This is a genomic window from Lysinibacillus sp. A4 (assembly GCF_024919535.1).
In the GTDB taxonomy this organism is placed as follows: domain Bacteria; phylum Bacillota; class Bacilli; order Bacillales_A; family Planococcaceae; genus Lysinibacillus; species Lysinibacillus capsici.
Map to the genome: position 1 here is coordinate 239,450 of NZ_JANWTB010000001.1, position 19,039 is coordinate 258,488.

Sequence of the window (19,039 nt, forward strand, 5' to 3'; positions counted from 1 at the left end):
TGGACAAGAAATGTCTAGAATTATTGGTGTGGAACAATCATTAACGAATATCGAAGATGCTTTAAAAGCACAAGGCTTTGAAGTCATCCAGCTTCGCAATGAAGAGGATGCGAAAAAATGTGATGCTTGTATTATTACAGGTCAGGATCGCGATGTCATGGGAATTAGTGATCCAGTTATGGAAGGTCCTGTGATTGATGCGAATGGACTATCGGCAAACGAGGTCGTTGAACGCGTCCAAAAATATTTCCACTAAAATCATTAGTGCTGTCTCTACGTCATTTTGACGAGAGCAGCACTTTCCTACATACAAATGGTCTCTACTTATAATACCTTGCGTTCTTGTACAAACTAATATACACGAACTTCAAAAAGTAGGGAGATATATGAGCCAAAAACAAATTGCGATTGTTATTTTAATGCTGACGACTACACTACTGCTATCAGGCTGTTGGGATGTAACAGAGCCGCAACGCATGTATTACGTACAAGGTGTGGGGGTTGACTACAAGGATAATGAATATACAGCATACTTACAAATTATCAACTTTGCTAACGTAGCGAAAACAGAATCAGCTAACCCTAATGCAGCGCCTACCGAAATTGGTCAAGCGAAGGGTAAGACAATAGAAGAAGCCATTTACAAATTGTATCGTTCAATGGACCAAGAAGTATTTTGGGGACATATGACCTTTCTTCTCTTCTCAGAGAGTGCCATGAAAGCTGAACATGCGATTGCGGTTATTGATACTTTTCTACGCTTTCGAGAGACAAGATATCATATTTGGGTTTACTGTACCCAAGATCCTATCGAGGATGTTTTATTAGTTTCTCCATTGTTAGAGAAATCACCAACTGCCACCAAATTAAGTAATCCTAAAAATACAGCGAAGCAGGAGTCATTTGTAGAGCCTGTTAATTTAAGACAGCTCGTCATTGGCTTAAATGAGCCCAACCACGAAATGAAAATTCCTTATGTAACCGTCAACGAAAACTGGGAGACAATGGATGGCCCCAAAACAGAAACCTTTTTTGCTGGCGTTGGTATTCTTTCAAAGGATAGTTTTAAAGGCTATATTAAAGGCAAATCTGCACGTGGAATCGAGTGGATGAATGATGAAACAAAGCAAGGAGAAATCACCGTCGAATTAGAAAATAATGAAAAAAGTGATTACTTAACCGTCGATATTAAAAAGCTAGATGTTAAAGTCAAGCCAATTGTGAAAGGTAATGATGTAAAGTTTGAGGTAAATTTAAAATTCGATACGATTTTAAATGGTTTTAAAGGAAAGCTGACACCCAATCAGGTAAGAAAAAAAGTAGAAAAAGCCGTCAAGGAAGAAATCCTAACTACCTTTGAGGAAGGACTAAAAATGGATGCGGATGTCTTTCGTCTATCCGAATATCTCTATCGTAGTAATGTAAAGGCTTGGAAGAGATTAGAGAAGGATGGCAAAATTCCTTTAAGCAAAGATTCCATCAGTAAAATCGATATTCATATTAATAAAGTAAGCCCTGGCCGAAAAACATTTGCAGAAACGATTACCGAATAATAGGTAGAGACCATCCAAAATGGCATGGTCTCTTTCTTATGGCCATCTTGTCATGCTATAGTAATGGAAAAGATGAGGAAACGTTAAACAGACAGGAGATCGAGACGATGATAAAAGGCTTTGGAGGTATATTTTGGCGAACAAAGAATCTAGATTCTGTAAAAAAGTGGTATAGCGAAACCTTGATGCTAGAAATAAACGATTGGAATGGGACAATCATTAAACCCCAAGAAGGCAATGAAACGATCTTTTCTTTTTTCACTGAACAGGACAATTATTTTCCAGCAGAACAGCAAGTGATGTTAAATTTCCAAGTTCATGATGTAAACGAGATGATAAAGCATCTTGAACATCTTGATGTCCCACTCGCAAAACCTCTAGAGTGTAACGAATTTGGAAAGTTTATTTGGATTAAAGATCCAGAAGGTCGACTGATTGAGCTTTGGGAAAAATAGTTTACCCTTGCGTTATATAAGTCAAAGAAAAAAGGACCAGACACTTGAGACTGGTCCTTCTTCCTATATTAATGGTTTGTTTTCTTATTAAGAATGTAATCCCGATAGACTAACAGAGCGACAAGAAGAAAGCTAAGGCTAACAAGTCGGAAAATCATTTCTATACTTATCCATTCAGCTAAAATTCCTAAGATAAATGCGCTCATACCTACTCCAACATCAAAACTGGAAAGAAAAGTGGCATTGGCTGCACCACTTTTGGCTTCACTTACTTTTTGAACAGCCCAGGTTTGTAGGCACGGCATAACGGTGCCATAGCCTCCACCAAATAAAATCGCGGCGATAATCAATGTGAAATTATTTGTAGTATAGGATAACACGATTAAAGATAGAAAACCGAAAATCGCTGACACAATAATGATCGACCATGGTCCATGCTTATCAAACCATTTCCCTGTAAAAGGACGTATTAAAGTGGAAACAATTGCGTTGATAAGAAAGAATAGAAAAATATGCTTTAATCCCTTTTGTTCACCAAAAAGAACTAAGAATGTAATAATAGCGCCAAAACCCAGCGTCGTCACAACAGTCAATACTGCTTGAAACCTTACTTCTTTTTCAAATATCGCTTCCATAAACCGAAATGGCTGCTTGTCATTTTGAATAGGTGTTGTTGCATGCACAAAGGAAAGCATTATGATCGCAAATAGGCTTAGGAAGGCTGACGACCAAATCAGCGTGTGAAAAGAAAAAGTACTGTAAATAAGGATACCGAGACTTGGTGCAACAATCGCTCCCACGGTTGTGGATACCGAGAAATAGCCCATTCCCTCTCCTAATCGAGCTTTAGGGATACTATCTACAGCCATTGTACTATTGGCTGTCGTGGATACACCCCACGCTGTTCCATGGAAAAGTCGGAGTAATAGGAAAATCCAAATCGTGTTAAGCAATGGATACAGCATTGTAATTATGAGTAAGGCTATACTTGCCACAATCGCTAGTTTTTTCCGCTTATGATCCATTAAATAGTACCCTACAAAAGGTCTTATCGTAATGGCACCTAGTGTAAATACCGTCGTCACCAAGCCTACTTGCATCGGATTGGCGTTTATGCTTAATAAATAGGCTGGTAAAATAGGCAATAACATTTCAAATCCTATAAAAATAAAAAAATTACTTATGAATAGAAAAAGAAATGATGAAGTAAAAATTGGTTGTTTTTTCATAGTAAATTCCTCGCTTCTAATTATTTTTCTAAATTAGAAGCGCTTGGAACACTGCAACATTCCTTAATTGTCTTAGTTTTTTTAGCAATTCACTCACCCTCTCTCCGTTTTATCACAACAAAAAAGACGCCATAAAACCGGCGTCTACCAATTACTTTGTATGGTTAAAAAGTCATTTTTCACACATGACTGACAAAAGCAAAAAGCTTCCGGTTACTACTTTCACTATGCTGTTTTCTTAAAAAACCACAGACTGGTCCCTTTGAGCCTAAATCATCTAATTGTAAAAATGTCTTTACCTCAATCGCCGTTCTTCTGAAAATAGTTTCCATGACTTTTTGCCTCCTCTCTCAAGATCAATTCATAGCTTACTATAATTTAATACAAGTTTACCACAAAAGCAAATACAATGTTGAACTATGTATAAGACGCAAAATATTTTCCACGCATGGACTATTTATAAAGTTCTTTCCTTGTCACCGTCTATTAATTGAACATGCACCTTGGAGGAGCCACCTCCCTCTATATGATTAGGAACATTTGTTAAATGGAGTAATTCCTTTAGATGAATAGCTTTTTCACGATTGGCCTCGATGGTCACATGATATGGCCCTGCTATATTCATAAGTGAATTCATCCGCTTATCGCCTTTAAAAAAATTCGTATCGATAAATTGTAAATCAAAGGACACAGCTTCATTGCTTCGATTATGTAGGACAATGGTACATTCCCCATTCATTAAGTCTTTTCTCACCATATCAAAACGACATTCTCCATCCCCTTTGTATGAAATGGCCATAATGCCACTAGCAAAGGTTTCTTGATACGCCATGATAAGCAAATGAGGTAAAAATGAATAAAGTAATACTACAATAACAAATGTTCGAAAATGATATTTGTTGATACTCCTAAGTAGTAAAATCATAGCAATTATAAATAAAATCGAGCCAAAGATGCCAAGTAACACGTATCCATCCTGTGTTTCGATGGGAATCGACATGAATGTAGTATGTGCGATCATCGCTTCATTGTAGGGATACGGAAAAAACAGACACATACAAATACCCAACATAACGATTGATCCTATAAACGTCTTTTTATTGTTCATCATATGCTGCCTCCTTTCTAAGGTAATACGTAATATGCACATACCAAATTTACCATATATCCCCTAAACAAGGAATGAAGCCTATGAAAAACTTCTATTTTTAAAATAGTCAATCCGTCTGTAGGCTGAGATGTAGCACCGTCTATCGGACATTTCCAAATTTAAGGTAAATTGTTATAATTAAGCTCCAAGAGGGAATTACAAGAAGAAAGAGGTGTTTATATTGGGTATGAAAATATTCTGGTGGGCTGTAAATATTGTATGGTTATTGATCTTTTCTGGCATCGCCGTATTTATTGGGGCAAGAAATGTTGATGGTGCAGGGATTGTGCAAACACCTGAAGTGAAAATGGTTTCATTCATTATTTTGGGCATCATGTTTCTAATCGTTTTACTTGTGCAATTAATTTTTCTTTACTTTATTAAAAAAAGCACAAAAGCTCACTTTACGAAAATCACTTAAAAAGAAGCGAGAGGCTATATTAGCACTCGCTTCTTTTTCACCTTGATGCACATAGCTCCCTAAAATTACAGCCACGACAATGCCATTTTTCTTGTGTTTGTTCAAAGTCCTCGAGGTCTACAGGCTAAAAGTTAGATTTTTGGCCTAACTTAGGGGGTGCTGTACATTTGAAATGTGGTTTTAGTATTTATTCATCAAAAAAATCACCTTTGAAAAAAGGTTTAATTCCAACTTCTCTAAATAAATATTTTATTGGATGACAATCATCGACCAGATTTTTGTTGGGAATTAAAATTTTCTCCCTAAGTTCTTGAAATATTTCCGGATTAATTTCTGGAAACCATTCTTCATAAATCATATGTTTATCCTTTTCTATCAAAATTAAATACACAACAATAATCTCAAACATATAAGGAAATTCTTGTTTAATATTTTGATAGTTATCTAACAATGAAGTTATATAATCCTCAAAATTAAAAAATTTTGTTCCTTTTTCATTGTTGTATTTTAAACGTTCCTTTTCAGGTTTAAAGACAAAAGTAGACTTATTAAACCAGTTGCCTAACATGCATGTAAAAATTAATAATGCATATTTTTTAGTTTCTTTATCATCATCATTAAAATATTTAAAATACTCATCATAAATATAGTTTTTGGCAGTGGTAAAATACCCAATTTCAATCCCAGAAATAGTTTGTTTCACATTTTGTATAATTTTATTATTTTCCATACCATAGTCACTTTCTTTAAAAATTTCCATAATATAGATTATAACACACATTTAGAATACAGGGAACATTGATACAATAATCCAATCATACTTTGAATATGACCCTGACCATGAACTCCCTTTTTGAATTGCAACCCTAACTCTTTGTCCTTCTTTAAACGAAATAAATTCTTTTGTATAACGATCTTTAACTGTAGGATCTTTTAACAGTTCGTCTGTTCCATTTATTACTTCCATTGCGATATCCATAGATTTTGCTGGATAATAAGCATATTTGAATTGTGATTTCCATTCATTGTTTACTTGAGTTTCATATTTTATTTTCCCCTTAGAAAACTTCATATGATACTCATAAATATGACAATAACCGTAATTTCTAGTTTTAGCTGCTGGCATTACAATCTTTGAACCAGAGGATGATGTTGCCACCTGATCTTTCATCGGTGACGCTGCTTTCATTGCCTCGTTCTCTTCAGCAAAGTTTATTTCATCAGTTGGAATTTCGCCTTCAGGCACTTCTATAGGTTCAAAACCGTCCATTGGACTTAGAGTGTAAACACCACAGTAATCTTGTGCCTCTTTTTTTACTAACTCCGATAAAATATCATCGTTAGCTTTTGCTGTTACAGGAATTACTAATATAGTCATAAATAAAACTATCAATAATCCGCTAAATTTCTTCATTTTTCCACTCCTTTATTTTTCTGGGTACACCGCAATTGTATAATTTTACAAAATAAACTTAAATAGTATTTAATTACCTTTTATTAAATGACAAATAGTTACAATTTATAAAGTGTTAAATCACCAATTCATTGCCAAAGAACCTCCATTCTTTAATGATGAAGGTTCTTATATTGAATCATCTATTTTTTCAAATCAAGATTCTACTATAATAATATTTAATTTATAATAAAACATGACTTTAGTAGTGTTAAAAAATACAAATGAAATGAAATAAATTTTAAACCCAACCAATACTTTCTGCTGTTTTATCTATTAAAATGTTACGTTTACACAATACCTTATGACGTGAAATATAAGCTTATCGGCTATGTCCTCGCATTCATAACAGTCATCTGTATCCAGTAACGCATATCTACAATGGTATGCATATCCTCACCTAACTCGTTGTATAGGTCTTCCACAGTCTTGATGATGCGTTTTAGGTTTTGGTAGTAGTCATCATTGGCTAGAAGCATTAAGTCACAAATCACTAAGACTTTTTATGTTATAATTTACACAAAATACATATTAAGGTGATTCTAATGACATTTATCAGAAAATACTTGAATATTGTTTACTTCGTTATACTTTTTTTACTTTTATCTGTTTCGGATTATTTCAAAAAAGGTAATTGGGATTTTCTTAATAATCTCTTCTTTTCTTTATGGGCAGTAATTGTTTATGCTTTTTTAAATTGGGCATGGGATAGTAAAAAATATGAAAAGAAATAGCATATTGTTCATTAACTCTAAGGAAAATCTGCAACTCTTTCCCAACGGTTTATCCCATTCTTAATGTTTTGGAGATCCTAACTAACACAATCGCTAGTTCTTGTCGCTCTCCAATGTTTAAATACTTTTCAACATCAAGCTCATTAATTATTGTATAACGTCTTTCTTTTCCTTCTATAACTGTATCTTCAAATGTGGGCTCTGCTGGTGATTGTTTTAAAATAGCTGCAACTTCCTCCTTAATTCGTGGATAACTATGTTGTTCATTTCCATTCTCCCTTCTCTACAAAATTTATCAAATATTCATTGCGTATCTACTGCTAGTTGCACACATCTCAGGTAAATTTGCTCATACAAATGCTTCGGCAAATGGTGGCGGAACAGAGTTTCCACAAGAGTTGAGAGCACGTGGATTGGGATACATGATACTTGTTTCCTTTTCAAAAATAATACAAGCTCATAAATTACAAATAGTGAATCGTTATGAGCTAGCTGATTTTCTTAACGTAACTGAAGACTTTTTAGATGAAGCTCTTGAAGGGTACAAGAGTAAGTAGGATTTATATGTAGTTTTACCACCTACCAAGAAAGGAGAACCTCGAATAAAAGTTACTGTTGAACATGGGTATGATGAAGACACTGGTAAACGACTTAGATATACTAAAACCATACGTACGAAATCCATGTCTGATCGTGCAATATGCAATAAAGGAAGCTATTACAGATTTTGAAATCGAAGTATTAAATAAAGAAGATGAAAAGTTGAAAATATTAAATTTGCAAATTTTATTGATCAATGTATTATAGAGGATTTAGGTGACTATAAACATTCTAACATCTAAACCCTATATCTAGTAGAATGTCTAAAAAGATGGAGAGAAAGATGTCCTAGTGAAGCAAAAGGACAATATACTGTTTTAAAAAGCATCTTCTCTAAAGGGATTGAATAGAAATTAATTAAAGATAATCCTATGGACAAACATTAAATCTTCTCGTTTGGAACCTAAAAAGAAGGACTTAGAATTTTACAACGAAGAACAGTTAAAACATCTTTTCAGAGTATTAGAAAACGTAAATCCTAAACTCAAGCTCCAGATTAAGTTGGCAGCAATGGTTGGACTACGACTAGCAGAAATAGCAGGATTATGTGTGGAATCTTTTGATTTTGAAAATAATACTATCTATGTAGACAAAACCCTTCAATTTGATATTGAAGTTAGAAAACTAAAAATTTTACCCCCAAAAAACAAAAAGCCTCGATTAGTTAACGTCCCAAAGAGTTTGATGCGTGAACTAAAGTTATTTGTTGATGGCTATTAGGAACTAAAAAATGAAAAGAGTGATGCTTGGAATCTGATAAAAGATGATGATGGAACTCCCTTAAACTTAAACTTTACAAAAAATCAGATGGTAATCCATCAAAACCTGCTGCTATAAATCTTGCTTGGAGAAGAATTATTGAAAAGTACAGTTTACCAAAGTTGAATTTTCACGCATTACGACATTCATATGCCTCATTTATGGTCAGTCGGTATGTAAATTTTAAGATCATACAGGAGCAACTCGGTCACTCTGATATAAAAATGACAATCAACACATATAGTCATTTAACCAAAAAGGATAAAAATGAAGCAAGCGACCATTTCGATGACTTTTTGGTCACTTGCTCAATTTTTCATCATATTTCTGCGCACATAACTCCCTAAAATTACAGCCACGACAATGCCATTTTTCTTGTGTTTGTTCAAAGTCCTCGATGTCCACGGGCTCGTTGGAAAAAATATCAGCCTGATAGTTAACTATAACTTTCATAAGGTTTCAGTGTAAATCAAAAGCTCTATTTATTAACGATTTTCAATCATTGTGTTTTCATTATTAATCACCAACTGTTACTAAAATTCATTTGGGGTCACCTTTTGGTCACTTTTTAGTCACTCGAAGTCGCTTGTTTTTATGTATAAGAAATTAAGACCACCCATCACGGAGTGGTCTTTTCGTATCTATAATATAGAAGGAAATAAATTAAGAATTACATTTAGTACAGTCAAAGTATTGAGTTAATAAAGTATCAGGTTGACTAGGTACTTTATCTTGAAAACCTCTCATAAGACACATAGCTGCTTCTGCACTAAAGTAAGTTGAATATACATTTACAGGATGCCTATATCCTATTCTATGTGTCCAAGCATGGAAAAGGGAACCAGTTAAATCTAGATCACTTATCAAATCATTATTCAATGCATTGGGATTAATTGCTACGTCTAAAGGAACACAAAATTCACTATCCCCATTACTACTACACATTGTTGCATTTGAGTTTGGGTTTAAGTAGAGTACTTTAGCCACTCTTGCTTCTCTATTTCCATTTTGCCTAAAAAATTCTGTAAGTGAATCCATTAAAAAATTAAGTGCTTGTTCCCCATTATCTATAAAACAACCTTGTTCTTCATCTATCCACACTGGAGTAAATTCTTTTTTAGCATACTTAAGTGAACAATTACCCCATTCAGAAGTACCTATTGAAGCTAACTGTTCATAATATTGTTCCCAAAAGCCTATTAATGTCGCAATAATTAGCCCTACTTTTTGTTTCTCTAGTCGATTATCAACGTCAAAATAAATAAATGGAGGTAAAGGTTCTACCCCTGGTGGTGTTGGTAATACAATTGTCACCCTAGTGTATTCAGGTGTTGAGGGTATACAAGATTTATACGGTTTATAGGGTTTATAAGGCTTGTATGGCTTATACGGTTTATATGGCTTGTATGGTTTATATGGGTTACCACAACAAGAACATTTTTTATTATCTTCCATCTATTATCACCTCCAATCATGTTTATTACTTTTAATATATGAATAGGAGTTTAAGATTGGTGGTCTGATACCTTATTCCATTTAAACAGCTTTACCAATCGTTCTTAGTATCTCCAAGAATAACGGAGACATTTGAATTAATACATAACCCAATCCAGCATTCATAATTGTATTCCAAGCGCGTTCGCTATTTCCTAACATAAAGAAGAAACAACCACCTACCATAATGACGCTGGCTATTGGAAAACTAATAGCAACTAATATCTGTACAACTGGATCTAATGCAGTTGCTAATATCTCTAATGACTTTTCAGCAATTATGCCAGTTGGTTCAGCGATTGTATTAACAGGGATTGTGGAAGGTATTTGTGCTACTACTGGTGCCATTACTTGTTGTGGAGCAGTTACAGGCATAACTGTGGAGGAATATGTGTCATTAAATTTGTTGAACATAAATAATCCTGTGCCAACTGCTGTTACTGTAGGAATTGATGCAGCCAAAGCTACATGCCTTAATGTGGCATACTTTTCATCGCCCTCGAATCGATCACTATAATCCGTGTATTCATGAGCAGGTACCACTTCAGGTTTAATTCGTTTTTTAAACATCTATATTCCCCCTCTTATTTCTTCAAATGTATATACTTTAACTTTAAGCCCTCCACAGGATACTTCTAGCTGTTCCCTACGCAATTCTGTTGTTGTCAACCATACAAGTGTTGGGTAATAACCTAATTGCTTTACAACGCTTGGCATGAGCTCCTTATAACGTTTGATTTTCTCCCTATTCTTCTTCATAGTTTGAAGGTTATCGACTTCTAAAAAATGCTGAAAACCATTCCTTGTAAACATGCCATCCACAATGATTGAAGTGGTTCTGTCTGATATTTTGACTTCATTCTTCCAATCCCTCGGACATTTATAATACAGCCAGAACTCATTGCGCATAATGGTATGTTGTACATGGCCGCCTTTCTGCGAATCTTGTCACAGTCAACATATAGGCGACCTAAATTATTGAGATAATAAATTGTTTCGTAGCCGTCTCGAATAGAGAATAGATAACTAGATAAATTGTGGAGGACCCTATTTGTATTTCGCTTCTTTCCAAGGTTAAAATATCGACTAAGTTGATCACGTGTCATAAAATCAAACTTCTTCAAAAATAACAGTATCTGTTCGTCTCTCGATGACAGTTGTTTCTTCAACGCGATCCCCTTTCGTTACAATATGAGGTTGAATAGTATCGTGGATAATTTGTGGTGTGATTAGTGGTGTTTGAAGTATTTCTTTTTTATCTGCTGTTTGGTAGATGGCACGACCCTTAATCATTGGTAATGCCTCTGCTCCCTCTGCGTCCAATACAACACGTGAAGCTACGCTAGACTGTACACGAAAACATAACTTTGCATCAGCATTTTGCTTTACCTGTCTTGGTATAATGTCACCTACTGGATATTGAGTGGCTACAACTAGCCTAAAGCCTAAGCCTGCTCCTAGCCTTGCTATTTGGCTCATAATAGTTTGGCATTCTAACTTTAAACGTTTCTCTTCCTTAGTAACTGCCTCGGCTGCGTTAAGCTCCCCTACCTCGTCAACGAAAACAAAGTAACGTTTCTTTATGCATGCCTCTTGTACGTTCTTCTTTCCTCTACGCTTTAATTCACGTTGTACTTCACGCATTTTGTCATATGTCATCTGTAATGTGTGGAGGGCCTCATACGGCTCGTAGGCAATGGAAATCGTCTGTTTAATATTTTCATAGTCGCACAGTTCCACTCCACCTTTTAGATCGATTAAATAAAGGTTTGTGTGCTCTGGTTCACATTGCACCAGACTACAAATAGTTGAATTGATGAAATTACTTTTGCCGTATCGCGTAGCACCACCAAGGATGACATGTGGCACCATTTCAAAGTCATGATACTTAAACTCATTGCGCGCTCTTGTGACTCCTACAGGCACTCTCCATCCTTTACCTGGTGTGAATTTTACTTCCTTTGTAAGTGGCTTATCGTACACTCGCACAATTAATAGACCGTCATATGACAGTTCAATTTCCTTTTGCTCAGTCAGTTTTGTCTTCCACAGTTCTTGCAGTTGCAGAAGAAGGTCTTTATTGAAATCCAGTTGTCGTAAATCATTGAATGAAATTTTCTTTCTACGATTATTCAGACCATCCTCAAATACCTTCAGCTTTGATTCATAATCAGCGAATGAACGACCAAGTGGAATCCTGTACTTGTATTCCCATCCCCATTCAAACTGTTTCTTCTTAACAAGTTGTGTGGTTAATGTGTCTTTACCATCTCGAACATTTAAACCAGACAAAGACATAATGCGCTGGATCTTCCCAGAATCATTTGAGGACACTCCCCTACTCTTAGAGAAAGCTTTCAATGCAATTCCACCCATTAGTGAAGTTGTTAATATTTCAAAAAGCACACATTCATCCTTTCTTTAATTTCATCTGCGTCACGGTTCTCTTACGTAGTAAGAGTTGCTTGAATCGAGCATTTCAAATTGGCTATTAAACAATTGATACAACAGCATTTCATATATGCCCACTTCAATACTCGCATGGCATTCAATAAGGCATGGCGTCGGGTATACAAGTGGGCATAAAATCACCGAACAATATACACTCTCCTACGAGGCTCTATATACATCTTTTTATCATTATCAACAGGCTTACTAACATTTGTGGATGGCTTCTTGAACTGCATCTCTTCATATTGATCCAGTAAATCAAAGATTGTTAATTGACCTTGTTGCTGCATGTACTCAAAATGAGTCATTAATAATCTCCCCTTTACCACAACAACCAGTTATCGATTGTTGTTCTTGTATTTGATTGTGGATGGCTATCACGCTCATTCAGCCAATTATAGAAAGGTACTGGACGCTCTCTATTAGCTGTTTCTTCTATAGATGATGAATTAGTCACCTTCTTATTAGAACGCTCTACAGCCTTGTTAAACGCCCCAACAAATACAGCTCTTAATGTACTAGTGATAGTTAATGTACCGTTCACAATGTCGCTAATAGTGTTAGCTAAAACGTCCTTAGCGTTCACAAAATCACGTATATCGTTCATTTTTGTTGCTAATATGCATTTGTGAAGTTGATCTTTTAAATCATCTCTCATAGGCAGTGAGTGCATAAAATCAAATAGCATCACTTGGTACTCGTTCATGTACTCCTTTTTCTTTTCAGCTTGCAAAGCTAATTCATTGCCAAGACTCATAATATTATTTGCTTGTTTAGAACTTAAAAGATTAAAAGAACTAGATGGTTGGTTTTCAGATTGTGGAGGGCAAACCGCGTCATTACTAGCTTCATCGGCTGTCTCTCGTTGGGACACGTCCGATGGGACATAAGGTAAAAGGCGGTAAATACTAGCCCCTTTAATGCCGTTTAATTTAGTGCTTGGTACTTTTTCGATGATGCCTAACTCTGCTAATTTCTTCATTGATCGATAAACTGTCTTTGTACTGATTTCCAATGATGTAGCAATGGTACTTGCTTTTAAATGGCATACTCCTGTATGTTCTAAGCTGTGTGAAGCAAGTTTGAAAACGATGGCACGTTCTGATTCTGTTAGTTCGTAATAATGAACCGCCATGTGGTCCTCCACACTCTTATCCATATCTGCTACTGAATCGAATGTTATGTATTGTGCTAGGTATTCGAATGCCATTTGTGTTTCACCTCTTCTCCATTCTAAAATAATTAAATTTCATTATTTATTGATTTGAGTATAAATTATTAAATTTAGTAATTCAAGTATTTAATAAAAATTATTTATTAAATTTAAGGATTTGTGTATAATGAGATTTAAGGAGAATATAATTAAAGAGGTGAAATCATGGAACTAAAAGTAAAACTAAAAGAAGTGTTAATTGAACGAGGAATGTCCCAAGTGGAATTAGCAGAAAAGACAGGATTAACACGTACAGTGATTAGTGAACTTGCAACTAATAGAAGAACCTCAATTAATCGTGAACACATCACCAAAGTTCTACAAGCTCTTGAAATTACAGATATGAATGAAATGTTTGAAGTAAAATAACCTAGTAATGGAGTGAGTAGGTTGAAAACATTTAATATCATCGGGAAAGTGTTGAATCCTAAAAAAGAAATAATCCATTTAGATATGGGATTTATACCAAGAGAACGAGAAGTAATTATTAAGGATAATCGTGTTTTTCGTGTAGACACAGTTATATACAATACAAATACAAATTCTGTTGTATTATGGCTTGGCGAAAACGAAAATGATCGAGTGAAAGCAGATAACTAAACAAGGTTGTCTGTTTTTTTGTATACTTTCAATTGATTATTTCCTAAAATGGTAATAATGAGGGAGGTTTTATGTATGAAGAAATTATTTTACATTGGAGCATTATCAGCATTATTACTAGTGGGATGTGAAGAGGCAGAAAAGCCAATTACTGAAAATAAAACATTAGAATATCCAACACCAAGTGACGATGAAGAACCAGTATCTGCAGAAGTAAATAAAGAATTAAATTATTATGAGGCTGAAACAAAAGTATTTGTTGATGAGTATGTAAATAAATTTGATAATACTTGGAACAACATTTGGGTTCTTACAATGAAGCGTGCTGAAGCTAAAGAAATAACAACTCAGGATGCTTATTCTAATTTAAAAAAGGTTAAAGAAGCTTATAAAGCCTTGAGTGTAGATAGTAAAATCCCTACTAAAGAATTGAGTAAACCAAATAAAAAACTTGCTGAGAAAATTGTCGAGAACTTAAATATGGCTGCAGCAAATAGACAATCTGCTGCTGATATAGCTATGGAAATACTTGAGACAAATAGTACGGCTAAGATAAATGAAATGAATGAAAAAGTCGAATGGTCTAATAATTTTATGTCAGAGGCCATGAAGGCTAAAGAAGAATTAGAAAGCAATATAAATTAGTCACTCAAATGAGTGGCTTTTTTATTGAAAATAAATAGGAAAAAAGTAAAATAAATTCAAATTATTTATTGTACGTATAAATAATACGTGTTATAATAAGAGTATAGAAAGGAGTTGAAGAACATATCATCAAGGGAAATAATCAAGATACTTAATAAAGATGGATGGTATTTACATAGGACAGTTGGAAGTCATCACCACTTTAAACATCCTACTAAAAAAGGAACTGTAACAGTTCCACATCCAAAGAAAGACCTTAAACTAGGCACTACAAACTCAATACTAAAGCAGGCGGGACTTAAATAGTCCCTCTGCAAGGAGGTTTTATATAGATGGGTAAATATTATTTTCCAGCGATTTTCGATCCAGGTACCGACGATGAACAAGGTTATACAATAACGTTCCCTGACCTACCAGGATGCATTACAGAAGGTTCTGATATGGACGAATCTGTATATATGGCGAAGGATGTATTAGCAGGTTTCTTATATGGAATGGAGGAAGATGGAGAAACAATTCCTACCCCTTCAGATCCTAGCAGCATTGACCTTCCACAAGGAGCCTTTATCTCGATTATAGAAGTGCGAACTGATTATATTAGAGATGAGATTGAGAACAAGGCGATTAAAAAAACTTTAACAATCCCAAAATGGTTGAATGACGCAGCTGAAGAAGAAAATATAAATTTCTCACAATTACTTCAGTTCGCCATTAAGGAACGCTTAGGAATCATTAGCAAAGATCAATAAACTAAAAAAAGACCAGGTACTCAATTTTTCAAATGAGCGCCTGGTTATTTTTTATGTGACTAATCAATAACTTTTCTACTTGAGTCTTTAAAGCTTGGTTGGCATAACGTAATACAACATCATTGCCTGCGGTAGCGACTTGCACATCACTAAAGTATTCATCAACTGGATGCCATTTCACTACACGTATACGATGTTGAAAGAGTTGTCTTTTGAGGTCAAAATATTCTTGTCTTAGTTCTTTCAACAAGGAATCCATCATTGGAAGAAATACAACTTTCATTTTAAAAGCCTCAAGCTTTGAATAATCTATCTGCAGTGACTTGATTGCTAATTCTAGTAATAGATATTTATGAAGTAATTGTCTCTCATCAGCTTTAATCATAATAATCAGCATCCAGTTGAGCTGATTGAACACTGTGGAGGGGAATAGTTTTTGTTTTAAGTAATGTTTCGAGTATGAGTTCTGTAGTATTAATTGATTTAATTATCCCAGTCCATTGAGTAGATTTGCCTGCCGTCCACACTTCTAATTTTACATCTATCTGTTGATTATAAGCTTGATCAATTGTTTGTTGTATTTCTTCTAGTTCCCATTCGTTTAAGTCTCGACGTTGTATTGTAGTATCTTGTTTGTATTCCCTGAGAACATCCGAATGTTCAGGCATCATCATAGACGCCCATTTTATATTACCTCTGTCTTTTATCATCAAATCACTCCTACGCTAAATGTCCGCCAACTAAACGATCACGATTGATTGCTGTCCCTGCTCCAGTAAATGACACAGCTCGTAATAATGCAGTTGCTCCAAACTTATTACGAATCGCATCCATCGTTGGCCCAATAAGTTGACGTTGTGGCTTTCGCTCATCGAATAAATCTAATTGGATACTGTGCTCCCGATCTAAATTAGAAATACGGACAGATAACTGGCGTGCTGGCTCCCCTGCAAAATGCTCATCGAGTAATTCAATACAGACTTTATACATTTCAAGTGTTTCATTAGTTGGCACCTTGATTGTTTTAGAACGATGAAATCCTTTAGTCATAGCATTACGGCTGTATGATAGGCCAAGACTGATGGTGCGGCCAACAAAACCTGCATCCCTTGCACGTTTCATTACATCTTCGCACATCTCTAAAAGTACTACTGATATTTCTTTTCGAGTGTGATAGTCCCTCATCAACATTTGACCTTTACCAAAACTTAAAGAAGGATTTTTAACTAAAGGTTCACCCAATTTTGATAAATCTATTCCCCATGCATGGTGATACAATTGATTGCCCATTACGCCAAACTCCTTTTCTAGTTCATCAAGGTCAGCATTTGCTAATCCGCCGACCGTTTGAATGCCCAGTTTATTAAGGTTGGCCTCCATCTGTTTGCCAATCCCCCACATTTCTGACAAAGGTCTCACAGGCCATAATTTTGTTGGTACGTCCTCATAAGTCCATTTAGCAAAGCCTGTTTTCTTAGCATCAATATCTAACGCCAATTTAGCCATTAGCATATTTGGACCCATTCCTACTGCACTTGGAACATTAAACTGATCAAGTATAGCTCGTTGTATTTCCTTGGCGGTTTCCTCTGCTGAACCCCATAGTTTTTCAGTGCCAGTCAGATCAACGAAGCTTTCATCCACACTATAAACATGTATGGCATCCACAGGTACATAGTTAGCTATAAGTTTTGTGATGGTCATGGACATTTGTAAAAAGAAACTCATTTTCGGTTCAAATAGTTTAATGTCAGGATGTTTGGGAATTTCATATCGTCTATTGCCAGTTTTAATTTTGAATCGTTCTTTCATGACTGGTGAGGCAGCCAACACCACACTGCCTGGCTGATTAAAATTGCCGACAACTGCGATTGGGTCCTTTAGTATATCCAACCCTTCAAGCATGGCGATGCAGCTGGCATAGAAGCTTTTCATGTCTATACAAATGATTGGTCGATTCGGCATATTCTCATAGTTCATACAACATCACGCTCTTTTCGAATAACAGGAGTAACTGCGAGTATACTTCCAATTAAGAAAGTACGTTTTGCTTGTTTGGTAAAACAGTAAGCTTGGAACGTATGACCAACAATTTTAATAATCTTGATACGTCTTTTTGTTACTTCACCAGATTTAGCCATATACATCATATTCACAATTTGATTACGTTGCATTGCTTTAACTAATTGATCTCGCATCTCGATTTCCTCCCATAATCTCACGTAATTTTAGTAGCTGGTTAATAACGACATCTAAGCTTTCCACTTGATTGAAAATAAAAGTAACAGGAGCTTCATCCATTTTTACTTTTTCATTTGTGCCAATTTTTAAAGATGTGCCTATAGGTAATGGATCAACCTCTAGGAATTGAACAATCCCTGGGCTTTTAAATCTTTTATATCCAGTTTGAATCAAAATATCTCCTACTCCAAATATTAGCTGCGTATTATTGTTAGTTATTATTGGCACAATGAAACTCCCCATTTCTTAATCTATACAAGAACATCTGTTTGTATACATATTAGAACAGACGTTTGTGTTTTGACAAGATAAAATTTTTGGAAATAAAAAAAGCCCATTACCAATTAAGGTAACGGGCCATTGTTGTTAAATGCTACGTTGTGCAATGATAATTTCTAAACCTTTTAAATCTCCGTTTGTCAGAGTGCCAGCATCAAATTTTTCAAGATGTGATTTATCAATAAGCTTTTTGTCTACTGCTTGCTTTAGGTAGTCACGTACTGCTGCTTTAAGTGTTTCATTTGTAAATTGCATTTTATCATCATCCTTTGCAATTGGTTTCGTTGTATTACCTTCCACAATTAATTGCACTTGGTATTTGCTATTGGTTGGAACAATTACCTGTCCTTCAATTTTGTATCCCTTTGGCATAATCCAAGTTGGTTTAACTTCAAAGTGTGGACGATCAATATTCGCTGTCCAATCTCCACCCCATGTAATACCAAGCTTTCGTGCAATAGTCCCTACTCTGCTTAGTGTTGTTACATCATATAAAGTCTGTGGAGGACCAACAGCAATATCCCATGCTAATCGTGACTTGTGATTGCTATCTAATGTCCAAGTAACAATCTGCCCTGGTCGAGTTCTGCCTTGTGCATAAAGGTACTTCTGTCGTTCCTGTGAGCGATATGTTTCAGTGATAAAGATGTTCTTAATCCCTGCTTTAAAACACTCTTGGAATAACAAACGACAGGCAGTTTGTGCAGCTGGCAATAGTTCTGAAATGTCTCTACATGTAGTAGTTAGACTTGTCATTTTGCATCATCCTTTGGCTTGTCATATTTAAGCGCCTGCTTGCTGTCAGAAGTGCCAACAGTAGTTGGGTCGATAATAATACCAAGCAATCCTAAAATGCTTAATACAGTCTCTGAAATGGCTGTGATTTGAGCATTGTAAATCGTAATATCGACATTAAAAATGCCTGCTATTTGATTAGCAAGCACTAGTAGTAATGCGATTAATGACACCCAAAACTGTTTGTGTTGTAGACGTACTTTCCAGTTAATTTTCAT

Annotated in this window: 29 protein-coding genes and 2 pseudogenes; 12 read left to right on the top strand and 19 right to left on the bottom strand. The window is 35.3% G+C overall.

Going from position 1 to position 19,039, the window contains the following annotated elements; genetic code table 11:
- Positions 1-10 precede the first annotated feature (10 nt).
- The 3 genes from NY607_RS01440 (at position 11) to NY607_RS01450 (ending at position 2,008) form a co-directional block, all read left to right on the top strand.
- Positions 11-256, top strand: a complete 246-nt coding sequence (locus tag NY607_RS01440; protein ID WP_004228871.1) for a YkuS family protein — start codon at positions 11-13, stop codon at positions 254-256.
- A 130-nt stretch (positions 257-386) separates the two neighbouring features.
- Positions 387-1,553 (top strand): Ger(x)C family spore germination protein, encoded by a 1,167-nt coding sequence (locus NY607_RS01445; RefSeq protein WP_054548797.1) that lies wholly within the window; start codon positions 387-389, stop codon positions 1,551-1,553.
- A gap of 107 nt (positions 1,554-1,660) precedes the next feature.
- Positions 1,661-2,008: a VOC family protein gene (locus NY607_RS01450; protein WP_048390551.1), complete on the top strand. Its 348-nt coding sequence runs from the start codon at positions 1,661-1,663 to the stop codon at positions 2,006-2,008.
- Positions 2,009-2,076: 68 nt separating this feature from the next.
- Here the strand turns inward: NY607_RS01450 and NY607_RS01455 are convergent, their stop codons facing one another.
- The 3 genes from NY607_RS01455 to NY607_RS01465 form a co-directional block, all read right to left on the bottom strand.
- Entirely contained in the window at positions 2,077-3,237 is a 1,161-nt protein-coding gene (locus NY607_RS01455) for an MFS transporter (RefSeq protein WP_048390548.1), read from the bottom strand.
- Positions 3,238-3,416: 179 nt separating this feature from the next.
- Entirely contained in the window at positions 3,417-3,569 is a 153-nt protein-coding gene (locus NY607_RS01460; RefSeq protein WP_167444836.1) for a hypothetical protein, read from the bottom strand.
- A 125-nt stretch (positions 3,570-3,694) separates the two neighbouring features.
- The gene (locus tag NY607_RS01465; RefSeq protein ID WP_259418990.1) at positions 3,695-4,345 is read right to left on the bottom strand and encodes a hypothetical protein; all 651 of its coding nucleotides are present in this window, start codon (positions 4,343-4,345) and stop codon (positions 3,695-3,697) included.
- Positions 4,346-4,574: 229 nt separating this feature from the next.
- Here NY607_RS01465 and NY607_RS01470 point away from each other — a divergent pair, with 229 nt between their 5' ends.
- Complete coding sequence (locus NY607_RS01470; protein ID WP_066037514.1) at positions 4,575-4,808, top strand: DUF3923 family protein; 234 nt, start codon at positions 4,575-4,577, stop codon at positions 4,806-4,808.
- Positions 4,809-4,995: 187 nt separating this feature from the next.
- On the opposite strand, the gene NY607_RS01475 is transcribed toward NY607_RS01470, so the two are convergent.
- Together NY607_RS01475 and NY607_RS01480 are read right to left on the bottom strand one after the other, a co-directional pair.
- Positions 4,996-5,538, bottom strand: coding sequence for a hypothetical protein (locus NY607_RS01475; RefSeq protein ID WP_225340902.1), 543 nt, complete (start codon positions 5,536-5,538; stop codon positions 4,996-4,998).
- A 51-nt stretch (positions 5,539-5,589) separates the two neighbouring features.
- Entirely contained in the window at positions 5,590-6,222 is a 633-nt protein-coding gene (locus NY607_RS01480; RefSeq protein WP_066037497.1) for a hypothetical protein, read from the bottom strand.
- Positions 6,223-7,616: 1,394 nt separating this feature from the next.
- Between NY607_RS01480 and NY607_RS01485 the strand changes: the two genes are divergently transcribed.
- The 3 genes and pseudogenes from NY607_RS01485 to NY607_RS24290 all read left to right on the top strand — a co-directional run.
- Positions 7,617-7,802, top strand: coding sequence for a hypothetical protein (locus tag NY607_RS01485; RefSeq protein ID WP_066037495.1), 186 nt, complete (start codon positions 7,617-7,619; stop codon positions 7,800-7,802).
- Between the two features lie 189 nt (positions 7,803-7,991).
- Positions 7,992-8,315: a site-specific integrase gene (locus NY607_RS01490; protein WP_066037494.1), complete on the top strand. Its 324-nt coding sequence runs from the start codon at positions 7,992-7,994 to the stop codon at positions 8,313-8,315.
- A gap of 98 nt (positions 8,316-8,413) precedes the next feature.
- Positions 8,414-8,701: pseudogene (locus tag NY607_RS24290) on the top strand (tyrosine-type recombinase/integrase); the annotation flags it as partial.
- Between the two features lie 316 nt (positions 8,702-9,017).
- Here the strand turns inward: NY607_RS24290 and NY607_RS01495 are convergent.
- The 7 genes and pseudogenes from NY607_RS01495 to NY607_RS01520 form a co-directional block, all read right to left on the bottom strand.
- A complete protein-coding gene (locus tag NY607_RS01495; protein WP_259418991.1) occupies positions 9,018-9,809 on the bottom strand; it encodes a hypothetical protein in 792 nt (263 codons plus the stop codon).
- A gap of 81 nt (positions 9,810-9,890) precedes the next feature.
- Entirely contained in the window at positions 9,891-10,418 is a 528-nt protein-coding gene (locus NY607_RS01500; protein WP_259418992.1) for a hypothetical protein, read from the bottom strand.
- Positions 10,419-10,565, bottom strand: coding sequence for a hypothetical protein (locus NY607_RS01505; RefSeq protein WP_259418993.1), 147 nt, complete (start codon positions 10,563-10,565; stop codon positions 10,419-10,421).
- A 39-nt stretch (positions 10,566-10,604) separates the two neighbouring features.
- Positions 10,605-10,757, bottom strand: a pseudogene (locus NY607_RS24245) (replication-relaxation family protein); the annotation flags it as partial.
- A 201-nt stretch (positions 10,758-10,958) separates the two neighbouring features.
- Positions 10,959-12,254 (bottom strand): FtsK/SpoIIIE domain-containing protein, encoded by a 1,296-nt coding sequence (locus NY607_RS01510; RefSeq protein WP_259418994.1) that lies wholly within the window; start codon positions 12,252-12,254, stop codon positions 10,959-10,961.
- 182 nt (positions 12,255-12,436) lie between these two features.
- Positions 12,437-12,607, bottom strand: a complete 171-nt coding sequence (locus tag NY607_RS01515) for a hypothetical protein (protein ID WP_158539196.1) — start codon at positions 12,605-12,607, stop codon at positions 12,437-12,439.
- Between the two features lie 14 nt (positions 12,608-12,621).
- Positions 12,622-13,509 (bottom strand): helix-turn-helix domain-containing protein, encoded by an 888-nt coding sequence (locus NY607_RS01520; protein ID WP_259418995.1) that lies wholly within the window; start codon positions 13,507-13,509, stop codon positions 12,622-12,624.
- 168 nt (positions 13,510-13,677) lie between these two features.
- Between NY607_RS01520 and NY607_RS01525 the strand changes: the two genes are divergently transcribed.
- From NY607_RS01525 to NY607_RS01545, 5 genes are all read left to right on the top strand, one after another.
- Entirely contained in the window at positions 13,678-13,881 is a 204-nt protein-coding gene (locus NY607_RS01525) for a helix-turn-helix domain-containing protein (RefSeq protein ID WP_259418996.1), read from the top strand.
- Between the two features lie 21 nt (positions 13,882-13,902).
- Complete coding sequence (locus NY607_RS01530; RefSeq protein ID WP_259418997.1) at positions 13,903-14,112, top strand: hypothetical protein; 210 nt, start codon at positions 13,903-13,905, stop codon at positions 14,110-14,112.
- Between the two features lie 75 nt (positions 14,113-14,187).
- Positions 14,188-14,757, top strand: a complete 570-nt coding sequence (locus NY607_RS01535) for a hypothetical protein (RefSeq protein WP_259418998.1) — start codon at positions 14,188-14,190, stop codon at positions 14,755-14,757.
- Between the two features lie 114 nt (positions 14,758-14,871).
- Positions 14,872-15,063, top strand: coding sequence for a type II toxin-antitoxin system HicA family toxin (locus NY607_RS01540; protein ID WP_112117283.1), 192 nt, complete (start codon positions 14,872-14,874; stop codon positions 15,061-15,063).
- Positions 15,064-15,089: 26 nt separating this feature from the next.
- Entirely contained in the window at positions 15,090-15,506 is a 417-nt protein-coding gene (locus NY607_RS01545) for a type II toxin-antitoxin system HicB family antitoxin (protein WP_259418999.1), read from the top strand.
- Between the two features lie 28 nt (positions 15,507-15,534).
- On the opposite strand, the gene NY607_RS01550 is transcribed toward NY607_RS01545, so the two are convergent.
- The 7 genes from NY607_RS01550 to NY607_RS01580 form a co-directional block, all read right to left on the bottom strand.
- Positions 15,535-15,891, bottom strand: a complete 357-nt coding sequence (locus tag NY607_RS01550) for a YhjD family protein (RefSeq protein WP_259419000.1) — start codon at positions 15,889-15,891, stop codon at positions 15,535-15,537.
- Complete coding sequence (locus NY607_RS01555; protein ID WP_259419001.1) at positions 15,884-16,216, bottom strand: YolD-like family protein; 333 nt, start codon at positions 16,214-16,216, stop codon at positions 15,884-15,886. The genes NY607_RS01550 and NY607_RS01555 overlap by 8 nt, the downstream gene beginning before the upstream one ends.
- 10 nt (positions 16,217-16,226) lie before the next feature.
- Complete coding sequence (locus tag NY607_RS01560; protein ID WP_259419002.1) at positions 16,227-17,486, bottom strand: Y-family DNA polymerase; 1,260 nt, start codon at positions 17,484-17,486, stop codon at positions 16,227-16,229.
- Positions 17,483-17,704 carry a WYL domain-containing protein gene (locus NY607_RS01565; RefSeq protein ID WP_259419003.1) on the bottom strand — a complete coding sequence of 74 codons (222 nt, stop codon included), beginning with the start codon at positions 17,702-17,704 and terminating at the stop codon, positions 17,483-17,485. The genes NY607_RS01560 and NY607_RS01565 overlap by 4 nt, the downstream gene beginning before the upstream one ends.
- Positions 17,685-17,975, bottom strand: coding sequence for a hypothetical protein (locus tag NY607_RS01570; RefSeq protein WP_259419004.1), 291 nt, complete (start codon positions 17,973-17,975; stop codon positions 17,685-17,687). Before NY607_RS01570 ends, NY607_RS01565 begins: the two co-directional genes overlap by 20 nt.
- Before the next feature lie 138 nt (positions 17,976-18,113).
- The gene (locus NY607_RS01575; RefSeq protein WP_259419005.1) at positions 18,114-18,782 is read right to left on the bottom strand and encodes a M15 family metallopeptidase; all 669 of its coding nucleotides are present in this window, start codon (positions 18,780-18,782) and stop codon (positions 18,114-18,116) included.
- Entirely contained in the window at positions 18,779-19,039 is a 261-nt protein-coding gene (locus NY607_RS01580) for a phage holin (protein ID WP_259419006.1), read from the bottom strand. The genes NY607_RS01575 and NY607_RS01580 overlap by 4 nt, the downstream gene beginning before the upstream one ends.